The sequence below is a fragment of the Spiroplasma endosymbiont of Atherix ibis genome (assembly GCF_964020005.1).
In the GTDB taxonomy this organism is placed as follows: Bacteria; Bacillota_I; Bacilli_A; order Mycoplasmatales; family Mycoplasmataceae; genus Spiroplasma_A.
Genome location: NZ_OZ026474.1, coordinates 805,722 through 820,917, shown reverse-complemented (window position 1 = coordinate 820,917; position 15,196 = coordinate 805,722). Strand labels below are relative to the sequence as shown.

The 15,196-nt window shown below is 20.0% G+C and carries 18 protein-coding genes; 14 read left to right on the top strand and 4 right to left on the bottom strand.

Going from position 1 to position 15,196, the window contains the following annotated elements; all coding sequences use genetic code 4:
- Nucleotides 1–24: 24 nt before the first annotated feature.
- Entirely contained in the window at nt 25–171 is a 147-nt protein-coding gene (locus AACK92_RS04435; RefSeq protein WP_339020503.1) for a hypothetical protein, read from the top strand.
- On the opposite strand, the gene AACK92_RS04430 is transcribed toward AACK92_RS04435, so the two are convergent.
- Nucleotides 158–454: a hypothetical protein gene (locus AACK92_RS04430; RefSeq protein ID WP_339020501.1), complete on the bottom strand. Its 297-nt coding sequence runs from the start codon at nt 452–454 to the stop codon at nt 158–160. The two genes, AACK92_RS04435 and AACK92_RS04430, sit on opposite strands and share 14 nt — an antisense overlap.
- 72 nt (nt 455–526) lie before the next feature.
- Nucleotides 527–973, bottom strand: coding sequence for a hypothetical protein (locus AACK92_RS04425; RefSeq protein ID WP_339020499.1), 447 nt, complete (start codon nt 971–973; stop codon nt 527–529).
- Between the two features lie 158 nt (nt 974–1,131).
- On the opposite strand from AACK92_RS04425, the gene AACK92_RS04420 reads away from it, so the two are divergent.
- The 7 genes from AACK92_RS04420 to AACK92_RS04390 all read left to right on the top strand — a co-directional run bounded on the left by AACK92_RS04420 (nt 1,132) and on the right by AACK92_RS04390 (nt 7,890).
- Nucleotides 1,132–1,308 (top strand): hypothetical protein, encoded by a 177-nt coding sequence (locus AACK92_RS04420; protein ID WP_339020498.1) that lies wholly within the window; start codon nt 1,132–1,134, stop codon nt 1,306–1,308.
- A 318-nt stretch (nt 1,309–1,626) separates the two neighbouring features.
- The gene (locus AACK92_RS04415) at nt 1,627–3,447 is read left to right on the top strand and encodes a hypothetical protein (RefSeq protein ID WP_339020496.1); all 1,821 of its coding nucleotides are present in this window, start codon (nt 1,627–1,629) and stop codon (nt 3,445–3,447) included.
- 489 nt (nt 3,448–3,936) lie between these two features.
- Nucleotides 3,937–4,515, top strand: coding sequence for a hypothetical protein (locus tag AACK92_RS04410; protein WP_339020494.1), 579 nt, complete (start codon nt 3,937–3,939; stop codon nt 4,513–4,515).
- A gap of 93 nt (nt 4,516–4,608) precedes the next feature.
- Nucleotides 4,609–4,881, top strand: coding sequence for a hypothetical protein (locus AACK92_RS04405; RefSeq protein ID WP_339020492.1), 273 nt, complete (start codon nt 4,609–4,611; stop codon nt 4,879–4,881).
- A 73-nt stretch (nt 4,882–4,954) separates the two neighbouring features.
- Complete coding sequence (locus AACK92_RS04400; RefSeq protein WP_339020490.1) at nt 4,955–6,271, top strand: hypothetical protein; 1,317 nt, start codon at nt 4,955–4,957, stop codon at nt 6,269–6,271.
- 19 nt (nt 6,272–6,290) lie between these two features.
- The gene (locus AACK92_RS04395; protein ID WP_339020489.1) at nt 6,291–7,208 is read left to right on the top strand and encodes a hypothetical protein; all 918 of its coding nucleotides are present in this window, start codon (nt 6,291–6,293) and stop codon (nt 7,206–7,208) included.
- On the top strand, nt 7,159–7,890 hold the full coding sequence (locus AACK92_RS04390; RefSeq protein ID WP_339020488.1) for a hypothetical protein: 732 nt from the start codon (nt 7,159–7,161) through the stop codon (nt 7,888–7,890). Before AACK92_RS04395 ends, AACK92_RS04390 begins: the two co-directional genes overlap by 50 nt.
- Nucleotides 7,891–8,041: 151 nt before the next feature.
- On the opposite strand, the gene AACK92_RS04385 is transcribed toward AACK92_RS04390, so the two are convergent.
- Together AACK92_RS04385 and AACK92_RS04380 are read right to left on the bottom strand one after the other, a co-directional pair.
- A complete protein-coding gene (locus AACK92_RS04385) occupies nt 8,042–8,896 on the bottom strand; it encodes a DDE-type integrase/transposase/recombinase (RefSeq protein WP_339020487.1) in 855 nt (284 codons plus the stop codon).
- On the bottom strand, nt 8,863–9,123 hold the full coding sequence (locus AACK92_RS04380; protein ID WP_339020486.1) for a hypothetical protein: 261 nt from the start codon (nt 9,121–9,123) through the stop codon (nt 8,863–8,865). Before AACK92_RS04380 ends, AACK92_RS04385 begins: the two co-directional genes overlap by 34 nt.
- 95 nt (nt 9,124–9,218) lie before the next feature.
- Between AACK92_RS04380 and AACK92_RS04375 the strand changes: the two genes are divergently transcribed.
- From AACK92_RS04375 to AACK92_RS04350, 6 genes are all read left to right on the top strand, one after another.
- Nucleotides 9,219–9,833, top strand: coding sequence for a LemA family protein (locus AACK92_RS04375; RefSeq protein ID WP_339020485.1), 615 nt, complete (start codon nt 9,219–9,221; stop codon nt 9,831–9,833).
- A 124-nt stretch (nt 9,834–9,957) separates the two neighbouring features.
- Nucleotides 9,958–10,272, top strand: coding sequence for a hypothetical protein (locus AACK92_RS04370; RefSeq protein ID WP_339020483.1), 315 nt, complete (start codon nt 9,958–9,960; stop codon nt 10,270–10,272).
- Between the two features lie 251 nt (nt 10,273–10,523).
- Nucleotides 10,524–11,048, top strand: a complete 525-nt coding sequence (locus tag AACK92_RS04365; protein ID WP_339020481.1) for a hypothetical protein — start codon at nt 10,524–10,526, stop codon at nt 11,046–11,048.
- A gap of 160 nt (nt 11,049–11,208) precedes the next feature.
- Nucleotides 11,209–12,255 (top strand): phenylalanine--tRNA ligase subunit alpha, encoded by a 1,047-nt coding sequence (pheS, locus tag AACK92_RS04360; RefSeq protein WP_339020480.1) that lies wholly within the window; start codon nt 11,209–11,211, stop codon nt 12,253–12,255.
- A gap of 14 nt (nt 12,256–12,269) precedes the next feature.
- Nucleotides 12,270–14,681: a phenylalanine--tRNA ligase subunit beta gene (pheT, locus tag AACK92_RS04355; protein WP_339020478.1), complete on the top strand. Its 2,412-nt coding sequence runs from the start codon at nt 12,270–12,272 to the stop codon at nt 14,679–14,681.
- Nucleotides 14,681–15,181 carry a hypothetical protein gene (locus AACK92_RS04350; protein ID WP_339020476.1) on the top strand — a complete coding sequence of 167 codons (501 nt, stop codon included), beginning with the start codon at nt 14,681–14,683 and terminating at the stop codon, nt 15,179–15,181. Before pheT ends, AACK92_RS04350 begins: the two co-directional genes overlap by 1 nt.
- The last annotated feature ends 15 nt before the right edge of the window (nt 15,182–15,196 follow it).

Sequence of the window (15,196 nt, the reverse complement as noted above, 5' to 3'; positions counted from 1 at the left end):
TATATAAAATTTGATAAAGTTCTATTGTACTTTTATTCAAATAATAATGATGAACTTTTATTATCATCATTTAAAGCTAAAGTTAAAAAAGGAAAATTAGTATTTAAAATAGAGAAAAATAAATTAATAAAAAAAATAGGTATAATTCCATATAATTTTAATGATATTTAAAAGAGTTTATAAATTTAAATTTAAATGTAGGGTGAAATTTAATTTTAGGTATATAGATTTTTAAAATTAAAAATAATAAGATTCCAAAAAAAGAATTAATTGGTAAAATTATTATTAGAAAAATTACATTAATGTAACTGTTTAAAATATATTTTTTAAATTCAACTTTATAAAAACTATATTTAGAAAGGTTTTCTTTTCTATTTTGAATGTCATTTACATCAACAATAGTTATTTTTTCATTAAAAAAAACTATATCATCTTCATTTAATTTTTTTAGCATTAATTGTTCTAAAAAACTTAAAAAAGAATCTATAGAGTCATATAGATATTTATAATAATTATTTTCACTATTTTATTGATATCAATAATTTTTATTAATAATGGAATTTTTATTATAGTATGATTTAATTTTTTTAAATGAGTTTTTTGAATAGTTTACTAGAAAGTCATTATTTTCAAAAATACTAGGATTATTATATTTTAAAAATTTAGTTGGTAACATTATAAAATTTAAAATAGTGTTGTATAAATTAGTTGAATTAGAAAGAATTTTAATATTAGAAAGTTCTAAAAATGAGTTTCAATTTTTAAAATTATTATAGTTCAAATCATTTTCAATAGATTTAATCTGACTGTTATATAAATCAGCATATATTAAATCTAGATATTGTTTGTTTTTACTATAATTTATAAAATATCTATTTTTTTCTATATAAGTATTTAAATAATTTTTTACTTCTATTTCTAAGTAATTAATAGAATAATTAATACCATAAATAGAAAGATAAATACTTGCCATTATTAAAAAAATATTAATAAATATATTTACACATAATGTATAAAAACATAAATAAAATTTCATAATTTTAATATCCTCAATAACTAAATTATACACATTTTATTTTTCTATTTTTTTAAAAAATGTTATAGAATTTTGATAGAAGGATATTTATTGAAATGAAAAAGTTATTTATATTTTTTACCTTTTTTCTTTTTATACCCACATTACTAAATTTATATTCTTGTGGATTTAATCAAGAAAAAGAGGGTTATTTTCCAGAAAAAGAAAACATGATAGATATATCAACAATAGAGTCAGATATTAAAGAACCATTACCTTTATCAAATAAATAAGTTTATAAAAAAAGTATTCAAAAATTAATTGAAGATAAAATATTAGGAACAAAATTAAATGTAGATTATGCAATTATATTTAATGATAATGGAAATGATTTTTTTGAAGTAAATGATGATGTATATATAAATGCTATAAAAACATCAAAATTAATTTATTCAAGTAAACCAATAAGAAAAGTTGTAGATTTTATAAGTTTAACAACTTATGAAGATAATATTGATTTGTGTAAACCTCGAACTGGAGAATACATAAAGTCTTCTTTAATAAAGTTTTCTGCATGTATTGAAAAAATTATAATAAATACAAAAAATAATATGGATTTTAAAATAACTTATGAATCTCAAAAAGAAGATATTTGATCTAAAAATGATATAGTTTATATAAACTATATACCTTTTTCAAAAGTATTGAGAGGCTCAATACAGTTTAAATTAATTTTGTTGGATTTATCAACTTTAGATTATTCTGATGTAATTCCAAGAAACAATCAAACAAAAGATAAAGTTAAATCAAATATAATAAATAAAATTAAAAAACATTCTAGAAATGCTGAATTTAATAAGGATTTCTATATAGAGATTAACTCTAAAACAAAACTTTTAAAAGATGGAGATATTGTTACTTTATATGCTGATCCTAATTCAAATATGATTAATGGTGAAAATCAACAATTTATTGTAAAAACTTTTAATTTAAATGATGTAAAACAAGATTTTTATAAATTAAATTATAAATTTAATACCTCTAAAGAGGATATCGAAAATCAGCTAAATTCTTTGCTATATTATCTTATTCCAGAAGCTAAAATAAATGTTGATTATAAAATAGAAATAGAAAATAAGTATTCTGTTTTATATCCTGGAGATAAGATAAAAATTAAACCCATTTCTAGTTCAAAATATATTATAGGAAATCAAATAGTTCTTGAAACTCCTAAATTAGATATAGACTTTATTACTCAAGAAATTAGAAATATTAAAATTAGTATTGGAAATACTAATAAAGATGATTATAAAAAAGAAGTATATGAAAACATCCAAAATGTCTTTAAAGAAACAAAAGTTTTAGATGAATTAACTTTTAATTTTTCAAAATCTAAAGAGTTTATAGTAGGGGATGAAGAAATTATTATAAAAGCAAATTTAAAATCTAATTTATTTCTTCAAAATAATAAATCAATTAAAATTAAAACTAATAAATATAATTCTAAAGATATTAAAAAATTCTTAGATAATTTTTTATTTACTGGTCTTGAAAATTCTATTAATATTACTGCTGGATTACAAAAAGAAGAGGTATCTAAAATAATAAATTCACTTCTTTCCTCTTCTTCTGATTTTAAAAATTTAAAGGAGAATAGAGATTTTAAATTAGAGTTTCAAAGTAATGATAAATACTTAAAACCTAATGAGAAGTTTGATATTGTAGTCTTAAAAGATTCAGACTTTTTAGAGGGTAATTCATTTTTATACAATATTATAGATTATGATTTAAAAGTTATGAAACCTTCTTTTGATAAAATTGAAATAAAAGAAGGAGATTATAAAAAAGATATCAATAATAAAATAAAAGATTTTATTGATGTTGAAGCTCCTTTTATAAATTTTGAAAAAGATATAGAAATAAAGTATACACGAGAAATGAAAGAAAATAATAGTCAAGATCCAAACAATGGTTTAGGAGAAGATAAAGAGTTATTAACTAAAAATGAAAAAGTAGAATTCGTATTAAAGAAAAATCCTTTATTAACTTCAAAAGAGCAAGTATTAGAGCTTTTAACAATTAAATCAACAAATAAATATATAGATTTATCTTGTCTTAACAATTTTAATAAAGTTGATTTTATATCAGAATCAAGTGATTCTACTTTACAAAAATTAGAATATGAAATTACACAAGAATACTTAAAAATTTTAAAAAAAGAAAATACAAAAGAAATAAAGGAATTTAAAGATTATTTAAATTCTAGTTTTGGAACAACAGTTAAAGACTTTTTAAATATTTTACAAATAAATTGATATGTAAAAGAAAAGGACTCTAATGAAAAATGAAAACAAGTAGAAAATAGTTCTTATATTAAAGAAAATGAAATGTATATGGTAAAAATAAGTTTTAAAAAAGAACTCTATTGTTAATTCTTAAAAAATAATTTTAAAGTCTATAATGAAGTTATAATAGATGTAAATATCAATTTAAAATCAGATCAAGAAAAAAATGAAAAAGTCAAATACAATTTATCTATTTATCTTTAATAAGAGAAAATTTATTTTATATTTCTTTTATTAAGTAATTTTTATAATAAGATAACTTTGAAGTTAAATTATAATGATAAAAAAATGAAAAAAGAAAAAAAAGATATAATATCTGCAAAAAATTTTAAACTAAAAAGAGAAAATGACTTTTTCATGGAGTTTTATTTTTCTCTTATTTTTTCATTACTCTTTTCATTTTTTATAATGTTATTATTTTTCTTTTTAAAATATGATTTTAGTTTTATATATACAATAGGTGTAATTTTATTTTTTTCCTTTTATTTAATTAAAAAAATAGAAAAAAACTTTAAAAATAAGAGATATGAGAGAAACTATAAAATTTTAAGGTTTTTTGATTGAAATAAATTTTATATGAAGAATTCAATAGAAACTATAGAGATACTTAAAGTAGATATTAATACTTTTTATATACCTATAATAAGTATTAGTAAACAAAAAGATCCAAAGTTTGATGACATTCAATTTGGGGCTGATAATATAATGGAGGATATCAAAATTATAAAAAAATTTAAAATAAATAATGCTGTAAAATTTAAATTTAAAGAGCAAATAATTCAAATAAGCTATGATGATCTGTTTTTAGATGAAAATACAAATAAAATTTATTGCAAAGTAAAAGTAGAGTTTTTTGATATAAATGTTGATCAAATAGACTTTAATAATTTTTTTGATTTTTATGCAAAAAAGAAAAGTTATAGAATGGAAACTAATAAAAATGTAATTAAATTCACACTTTATAAAGTTATTGGCAGATATGATGATTTAGAAAACTTTAATGATACTAAAAACAGTAAATCTGAATTAGTAGATACAGTATCTATTATACCTGGGCTTTTTGCCATGAGAAAAATGTTAAATGAAAGAGTAAATTCAAAAATGGAAAATATTGTAAAAAAAGATTGTTTTAATTTAATAAATTTTTCTTTTTAGAATAAAATATAAAAATATTTTAACAAATTTAAAAACTTATTATGTACATTTATAATATAATAAGTTTAAATTTGAATTAAAAGGATAAAAAAGATGAGAAAAAAAGTAAATAAGAAAATCTTATTTGGTGTATTTGGATCTTTATTAATTGGAGCTTCAAGTATAGTAACTCCAGTAATGGTTGTTTCAAAAACTCAAAAGGGAGTTTTAAATTATAGTAAAAAATTTAATTTTTCAAATGAAAAAGATATAAAAAATAGTTTTAATAGAGCTAATATTTCAATTGAAACAACAAATAATTATATAAATTCTGTTAAAAATTTAAAAAAATCAAAATTATATTCTAGCTCAACTTCATTACTATAAAATATAATTGAGGTTCAAAATGAAATATCTTTAAGAAGAATTAAACTTTGATATAAATAATGTTAAAAGTGTATTGAAAAAAGATAGTGATACTTATTTAAATTATCAAAAAATTGATGAAAAAAATTATGAATATTTAAGAGCTTTGTATGTAAAAGATAATGTTGATTCATGATCTAGTTTAAATAATGTTAAAAAATATGATTTAATTTATGGTTATTTAAATACAGTTTATGAATCTATTGAAAATTTTTATTATTTATATTATTTAAAACAGCTAATTAATAAAAAAGAAATTGAGACAAGAGAAAGACAAATTTTAGAAAATAATTTAAAAGTTAATAAATTAAGATATGAAATTAAATCATCAAATGAGAGTATTATTAAATCTATTAAAGATACTGATGAATTATTTAATAAAAAAATTAAATTAGATTTTTATGAAAAAATTGTAAAAATATGAGAGGTTATAAAAAGTTTATATATAGGTGTGAGATCATTGACTCTTACTGCAATTGCCGCATTAGATATGACTTTTATACCTATAATTGGTCAAGTTGCATTTGCTTCTGGAAATATTGTTGCTATAGCTGCTTCTGGTATGAATATTGCTTTAAAAGTGGAAACTAATATGCTATATAGTAAAATTGATGAAAATGCACTTAGCATTATTGATTCATTATCTTTTTTAGCAAATATTTATTTATTCTATTCAAAATTTAAACCTCTTACAGAAAATAGAATTATTATAAAATCAGCTTTATTTTTGAAAAAAGTTTTAGGTTTATCAATTTCTTTAATAAAAGCTATAGCTTTAATTACAATAATAACTTGTATTGTTCAGTTGATATTAGTTGATTCAAGCTTTGTAAAAATAAAAGAAGTCAAGAATAATTATATAAAAAGTATATCTAAAGAAATAAATGACTCAATTGATCTTGCAGTTAAAGAAGAAAGAAATAAAATTAAAGAAAAAAATAATTATATATATAAAAAAACTATTAAAATTGATAATATAAGAAAAGAGAATTCTACATTAGAAAACGAAGTTTTAAATATTAAATTGTTAAATTCAAATATTAATTCTGATTTTCAGATTTTTTATAACTCAGTAAAATATATTCCTTCTTTAAATCCAAAAAAAATAAATTTAATTAAACAGAGATCTTTTAAAAAAATTAATAATATTAAAAATTTAAGTTTGTCTAAATTATTTAATGAATTAAAAATAAAAACTCTTGAGAATGATAATAATAAAAATAAAAGAAAAGTTTGTTTAGAATTTTTTGACTCTAAATATAATTATTCTGATAAAAAATATTGAAAAAGCATTTCTAATAATATTATAGAAAATAGTTTTTTAAATTTGTATAATGTTTTATTAAAATAGAAATAAGGTATTAAATATAATGAATGAACAATTATTTAATAATGTTAAAAATATAATAAATGATGATAAAGAAATCAAAAAAGCTGTAAATAAAATAGTTAAATTTAAAATACTTTTTGTACTTTTTTTAGTTTTTTTAATAAGCTTTTGTATATTTTTTAGTGCTTCTTTAATAACTTTTGTTATATTATTTTTTAAAGAAGCCTGACCTATTAAAATTTTACTAAATTTTTTATATGCAATTATCTTATTGTTTATTTTATCTATAATTTATTGAAGAATTTATAAAAAAATACAAAAAATGTCTAATTATGTAAATAAAAAAATTGCTCAAAAAAATGTATTAAATGATGTATATATTAACTATTATTCGTTAAATAAAGAATTTCAAGATATTACTGACTTAAAATTAGTTTATGAAAATTATGATATTAAAATTTTAGAAAAAAATGGAGTAATTTATGATTTTCTAAAAAAGCGTTTTGAAAATTCTTATTTTCAAAATAATTCTTTAAAAGAAGAAAAGTTAAAATTAAATTATTTAAGTTTTAATTATAAAGGAAGAAAAGCTAAATTTTTAATTAAAATGCCTATGGAGTTTTCTTTAACAGAAGAATATAATACAATGGGAATAATTAAACAATTGCATGCTCTTAAAAAAGACAAATTAACTTCTATAATTTCTAGAGATAAATTATTTATTGAAGATTTAAATTTAAAAAAGAATTGTAGTGGTTTTATTATAGCTGAAAAAAGAGGATTTATAAAAGGAGATTATAAATCTGAATCTATTGCTTTTAATAAAAAATATGATACAAATTGTAATTCTACTGATATAAAAGCTAATAGATTTTTAACTGTACAAACTCTAGATATTTTATCAAAACTTGAGGATAAAAATTTATTTAAATTATTATTCAGAAAATGAAAAATTTAAAGATGTTAATAATTTAAAACTTCATTATGAAAATTATAAAGTCATTTTTTTAAGAAAAAATAATATAAATTTATTTTTAAAAAAAAGATATAAAAAGTTAGAAAATAAGAGTCAATTAGATAATGAAGACATTAATTTTTTATCATTTACTTTTAAAGGAAGAGAAGTAAAATATTTAATAAAAAATCCAATATATTCTAGTGATAATTACTATCTTAATCGACAAGCTTACAACTCCATAAGAAATTCTTCAGAATTTTTAGTTTCAAGAGATAAATTAATTATAAAAGATCAATATTTAAAAGATAATTGTAATGGTTTTGTTATTTTTAATAAAAAAAGAAAGTTTAAATCGGGAGATTATAAATCTGAATCAATAGATTTTAATAGTAAATATAAAACAAATGCAGATTCTCTTGATATTAGAGCAAATAAGTTTTTAACTCCTAATGCATTAGACAATTTATCAAAAATAGAGAATAAGAATTTTTATAAAATAGGTATAAAAGATGACCTCTTTTTAAAAAAAGAAATAGTTTCAAAATTAATTTATCCTATTGGATTGTTTAAATTTACTAATTTATATAGTAGTAAAAAATTAGTAAAAATTATTTATAAAAAAATTGAATTAGAAGCTGAATTGCTTTTACAATCTTTAGAATATGTTTCTTTTTTAAAATAAAAAGTAAATATATTAATAATTTTTTTTAAAAACATTTTAGTAAAAATAAAATTTGTTTTATGCTACTTGTGATAAGATAATTTTGTAAGTAAAAGTAAGGAGAAAAGAAATGTGAAGGTTCCCCCTATAGAGGGAACGTTTTTTTTTTTTTTTATCATTTTTTATTTATTCTAATTCTATCATTATTATAAAAATCTAATCATGCTCATGCTATTTTTAAGCATTGATTAATGTTTTCAATATGACATGTTCTTATAGTTTCATCTTTTAAACGACTATGAAAACTTTCATGCTTGCCATTATGATGAGGTGTTCCTGGTTTTGAATAACTTCTAATGATTTGCAAATCATTACATAAATTTATGTATTTTTCAGAAGTATATTGATTTCCATTATCTGAATGTAATAATATTGGACCTAAATATTTTTTATTTTTATATGCCATTTTTACAGCTTCAAGCATAAAATTTGTTTTTTGATTATCTATTATTTTAGATTTTCCTATTATTTCTCCAGTTAAATTATCTTGAACTGTGCAAATATAACCTTTTTTTGTTTTAACTGAAAATTGAGTTATGTCACTAGTTCAAATGTTTTCAAATCCCATTTCTTTTGCTTCTTTAAGATAATTTTTTCTAATAGTTTCTTTATATTTTTTAATTTCATGTTTAGTTTGTTTCTTAATATAATATGCAATATGATTAAATTTTTTAAATATACGTTCTAATTTTTTGTGATTTATGCTAAAAGGGTCAATATAATTCAATTTAAAATATAAAGATCATCTTTTAGCACTATAAGCACTAAGAAAATTATTTTTTTCAATTTCTGAAATCACTAAATTCATAATTCTTGTATCATTGAGGAAATTCATTAAAGTTTTATTTTCTTTATATGTTGATGTTCTATTGATATTTAAAATTTTGCAAATTATTGTTCGATTATATTTCGTATTTATTAATAATTCCTGAATTATTTCTTTTTGGTTTTGCAATTGGAGGCTCATTGCTTTTTTAAAATATTATTCTCCTTAATTAATTCTTTATTATAGTCGAATAGAACTCCTACAAACAAATCATTTGCCTTTTGAGATATGCTGTAATCTATTTTATAAGGCAAACGAGGTTTTGCTTCACTTATCTTTGCATTTTTATATTTGTTAATTATTGTTCCAATTGATCCAGTAGTTGAGTTAAATTTTAATGCTATTTCTTTTATAGAATAGTAATTCAAACTTAATTCAATAATTTTTTTTTTTTTTTTATAATAGTTATGAGTTTAGTTACTCAAAACTATTTATTTAATATTTAAAAAGGAGAAGATAAATTATGAGTAATAACCAAATTTTACAAAAAGAAAATATAAATAAACTAGCTGATACTAAACAAAAAAGAAATGGATTTGGAGAATTTATTTGATATATAAGTTTTATTTTAATAATACCTTTATTTGTTAACATAGCAAATATTAATAAATTAAAAAGATATGATATTAAAGTTTCAGAAGCACAATCTGGAATTGATATACAACTTAAAAAAAGAAGAGATATTTTATTAAAACTTATTGATGCTGTAAAAGATAGAATTAAGTTTGAAAAAGAAATGTTATTAAGTTTAACTCAAATGAGAACTGGAGTTAGTCCTAATGAATTAAATGATAATATGAAACTTTTAGATAAAGTTTCAAAAGATGTAACTATGAGATTAGAAAATTATCCTCAATTACAATCAACTAAATTAGTTCAAGAATTAATGAGTGCTGTTTCTGAAGCTGAAAATGATATTTCAGCATCTAGAAGAATTTATAACTCTAATGTAAGTATTTTTAATCAAACAATTGCATCTTATCCTTTAAACTCAGCTACAAGACAATTAAATTTTGTTTACAAATATTTATTAGAATTTAGTAGTGAAGAATTAGAAGATGTTAAAATTAAATTTTAATTAATAAAAGTTATAAAGGTGAAGTAATTTTTAAATGTTATTTCATTTTTTTTCTAAATACTCATCAATTAAAAATATTTTTACAATTAGTGCATAACATTGAAAATGATATAGGAATGAAAATATGAAAAATAAAATGAAAATAAAAGTAGATACTAATTTATATAGTAAAGTAAAAGAATCAGTAAAATCTGATAATGATTTAAAAAATATCATAAAAAAGATAACAAGAAATAAAAAAATAATAATTATGTTTGAATTTATTTTAATTGCTTTAACAGCTTTTTGAGCTTGAGCATTTATTAAAGCTCTTATTGATAAAAAAGTATTTGGATGATGAATATATTATGTAATTCTTTGCTCAGTTATTATAAATATTCCACTTATTTTTTTAATTAAATTAATTAGTCGATCAAATTATAAAAATGTAGTGATATAAATAAAGCAATTTATAATGCAAATATTTTAAAAGATATTTATAACTACTATTATTCTTCAAATGATAAGTTTAAAGAGTTAAAAAATGTTTCACTTGTTTATTTAAATTCAAATTTAACTTTAGTTAAAAATGAAGGAACAATAATTGAATACTTAAAAACTAAAAATGATAATGAAATCTTTAATAAAGATATTAATTTTTTAAAATTTGAGTATAAAAACAAAGAGTCATTTTTTTATATAGACAATACTTTGACTTTTAACTATACAGATAATGCAAAGTTTTTTCTTTTTGATTCTTCTGAATTTATTTTTATTATTGTTATTTTATGAGCTTTAAAACCCTTCTTAAAAATAACTCTTTTCAAATTATCTTTAGACAGACTTGTAATTAAAGATAAACAGTTTTCTGAAAAATATAAAGGAGTTATAGTATCTAAAAAAGGAAATTTGAACGGTAAATATAAAAATGAATCAATAGAGTTTAGTGAAAAATATACAACAAATGCTGATACAATGGACTTAAAAATGGCAAAATTCTTAGATGTTAAAAGAGTTGATGCATTAAATAACCTTAATAATAAGAATTTTTATAAATTATGAGTTGAAAATGACTTATCTGTAGAAAAAATCTTTCAAAGACAAGAAATTCACCCAATAGGTTTGTTCAATTTTTCAAATATAACAAGTAAAAATAAATTTGCCAAGTTAATTTGTTTAAAAATTCAACTTGAATCAGAGCTACTTCTTAATTCATTGGAATATATAGCACTTTAATTCTTATTTATCAATAAAATATTAAAAATACCAGTTTTTAAATTGTATTTTTAATATTAGCTATCTTAAAATAATATAGGAATAATTACCATTTTAAGTAATTTATATAAATTATCAAGTATAATTAAATTGCTTAAATTTTTATATGAAAGGTGTATTTATGTTGCAAAAAATAAATAAAATTTTAGAGAGTTTTAATGAAAAAATAATAACTATCAAAACAAAAGAGCAATTAGAATTATTAAAAAAGGAGTTTGCAGGAAAAGATTCTCCTTTAAATGATATTCTTAAAAATTTAAAATCTGCTACCTATGAAGAAAGAAAAGAAGCAGGACAAAAAGTAAATGAAATAAAAGAAATTATTTCAGAGAAATTAAGCAATTTAAGTAATAAATTTAAAAATGAAAAACTAAAAAAAGTGTTAGAAATTGAAAAAATTGATTTAACATTATCTGGAATTAACTTAAAAATGGGAACAAAACACCCATTAAACTTAGTTATTGATGAAATATCTTCAATATTTACTGAGTTAGGCTATGAAATGGTTGACGGAACAGAGTTTGAAACAGATGAATATTGTTTTCAAAAGTTAAATATGCCAATAGGACATCCTGCAAGAGATATGCAAGATACTTTTTATATTGATAATCACACAGTTTTAAGAACACATGCAACTAATATGACAGCTAGAATGTTAACACAAGCAGCAAAAACAGGAAACATTAATATGGCTGCTGTAAGTTATGGAAACGTTTATAGACGTGATGATGATGATGCAACTCATTCACATCAATTTATGCAAATGGATTTATTTGCAATTGGAGAAAAAATTAGTTTTGCTAATTTAAAATGAATTTTAGAATATATCTGTAAACGCTTGTTTGGAAAAGGTGCCACTATTAGAATGAGACCTAGTTTCTTTCCATTTACATCTACTTCAGCTGAAGTAGATGTAAGATGTATTAATTGTAGTGGAAAAGGATGTTCAATTTGTAAGTACACAGGATTTATTGAAATTCTAGGTTCAGGAATGTTAGCACCAGAAGTAATGGAAGCAAATGGGTTAGATCCTGAAAAAGTAACAGGTTTTGCAGTAGGAGTTGGTATTGAAAGATTGGCAATGTTAAAATATGGTTTAAAAAATATTAGAGATTTATATGAAAATGATATTAGATTTTTAGACCAATTTAATTTTTTTGGTGATTAGAAAGTGAGAATTATATGTATTTAACAAGAAAATGATTAGAAAAGCTAATTGACTTAAATGGTGTTAAAAATGAGCAAATTACTGTTGCATTAAACTCACTTGGATTTGAAGTTGATTCATTTAAAGATTATTCATCACTAAATGATAAATTGAAAATTGCTCATGTAGTAAATGTTACACCAATGGAAGGAACACATTTGCATTTTTGTTTTGTAGATAAAGGTGATGATTTAGTTTCTCCAATTGTTTTTGGTGCAAACAATGTTAAAGAAGGTCAATATGTTATTTTAGCAGAAGCAGGTAAAAAAATAGCAAATGGTTTAAAGTTAGAAAATAGAGAAATTAAAGGTAAAATGTCTGAAGGAATGATTTGTTCTTTAACAGAAATTGGATTAAATCCAAAAGCTCTTTCAGATAAAGAAAAAGATTGAATTTATCCTATTCTTACAAAAGAAGATACTTATACATTAATAGGAAATGATACAGCATTAGAAGAAATTGGTTTTTTAGATGCTGTTTGAGAAGTAGATTTAACTTTAAATAGAAGTGATGCATTAGGAGCAATGCAATTGGCAAAAGAATTAGCCAATTATTTTGATAAAGATTTAAATGATTTTACAAAAAATTATACTTTTAAAGAAAATTCTTTAAGTTCACCTGTATCTTTAAAAGTTGATAAAGAAGTAGAAAAAGTTGTTAGAAGCGTTGCTATGCAAGTTTTAAGCGTAAAAGATGTTTTAAATATTGGTGAAAAAGAATATAAAATTTATTCAAACCAAGATATTTGATTAAAATTTAATGATTGTAAAACTACTCATAATTTTTGATTAGATTTAGCAAATTCTATAGCAATTGAAACTGGTCAACCAATATTATTTTTAGATCCAACTAAATTAAAATCACAATTAGAGATTAAAAATAATAAAGATTCTAATCACAGTGTAAATTTACAATTGACAAGTGATAAAGAAGTTATTTCAACACTTGGTATTGAAATAAATGAAAAATATTTACCATCAGTAGATTCAAAAGAAATATTGATAGTTTATTTATCATTAGATCCAATTTTTATGAGAAAACAACAAAAAGAATTTAATATATCAACAATTGATTTACAAAGATATATGAAACCAATAAGTTCAAAATTGTATAAAATAGCTCAAAATAGAGTTATGTATTGATTAGATCAATACAATATTTATCAATCAAATAGTAAATTAGAAGTTATGAAAGAATTAAATGAAAAACAAGTAGAGGTTAATGTTAAATTAGAATATATTCATAAATTAATGGGTGTTAAATTAACTGGAAAAGAAATTAAAAACTTGTTTAAAACATTAGATTTTGAAATTACAGATAAGGGAGAAGAATTGATATTTAAAGTTGATGAACTAAGAACTGATATTGTTCATAGTGCAGATATTGTTGAAGAAATAATTAGAATTTATGGTTATGATAATGTTAAATCAATTCCACCAGAAATTCTTTCAGACATTAAGAGTAAAAAACTAGATTTACGTTTACAAAAAAAAAGTGAAAACTATTTATTAGGTCTAGGATTTACAAATATTAAAACTTATTCACTTTTATCAAGTGAAATAGTGGAAAGATGAAATTTATTTGAAATTAAAAAACCAATAAATTTAATGAGTCCATTGAGTAAATTAAGAGAAACTTTTAGATTAAGTTTATCTAAATCAATTATAGAAATAGCTTCATTTAATTATTCAAAAGGTAATAAAAATGTTAAGTTATATGAATTTGCAGATATTTATGATATGGATAATTTAAGACAAAGACATTTAGCAGTATTAATTTCTGGAGATGTTATCAATCAAAAAAGTTATAATCTTTCAATAAAATCAAGTTATGCTTATTTAAAAGGTATTTGTGATTCAATTTTACAAACAACTTATAATCTTGATTTAAAAGAAGTTCAATTTGATTTGAATGAAAAAACATCAAGTGATATTCATCCTTTTATTAATGCAAAAATTATTTATAAAGGTAAAACTTTAGGATTTATTTATAAATTAAATCCTAAATTTGAACAATCACAAAAATTGGATTCAACTTTTGTTTTAGAATTAAATATAACTGCACTTCAAGAAATTAAAAATTCATTTATTAGAGCTCAAGAAGTATCAAAATTCCAAAAAACAACAAGAGAGGTATCATTTATTCTTAATTTGAAAGATAAATATTCAGAAATTATTAAAACTATTATAAATGACGTTAATTTTTTAAACAAAGTTGAACTAATAGATATTTATCAAGATGAAATACTAAGAAATTCAAACTCAAAATCAGTATCTGTATCATTTGAATTCAACAGTGTTGAAAAACAATTAACTGATCAAGAAGTTCAAAAAGAATGAGATAAAATATTAAGTAATTTATCAAAATTAAAAATAGAGGTAAGATAATGCTTAAAAAAGAAATTGAACTAAAAAAAGTTATTAATTTAGATAATGAACTTGAAATAAATTCAAATTTAAACATAAATCATGATTTGATTAAGTCAATTGATAAAGTTTATATTAAAGGTACTTTAAATTATCAAGATCTAATAAAATCAGTTATTGTTAATGCAAAAATAACTGCATCAATTTCTGCAATTGATGCTCGAGATGGTAAAGATATACAATTATTGGATCAAATTTATAATTGACAAGAAGAATATTATTTTGAAAATGTAAATGATGATCAACACAATATTGTATTAGGCGATAAATTTAGTATTTTAGACTATGCAATTGAACAAATTTTTTTAAATATACCTATGAATTTAACTAATAATTATGGTAAAATTTTATTTGTCGGTAAAAATTACATACTTATGTCTGAAGAAGAATACCAACAAGAACAAGAAAAACAAGTAGATTCAAGATGAGAAAAATTAAAGGAATTTAATTTTGAAAAATAAGTAACGGAGGTGTCA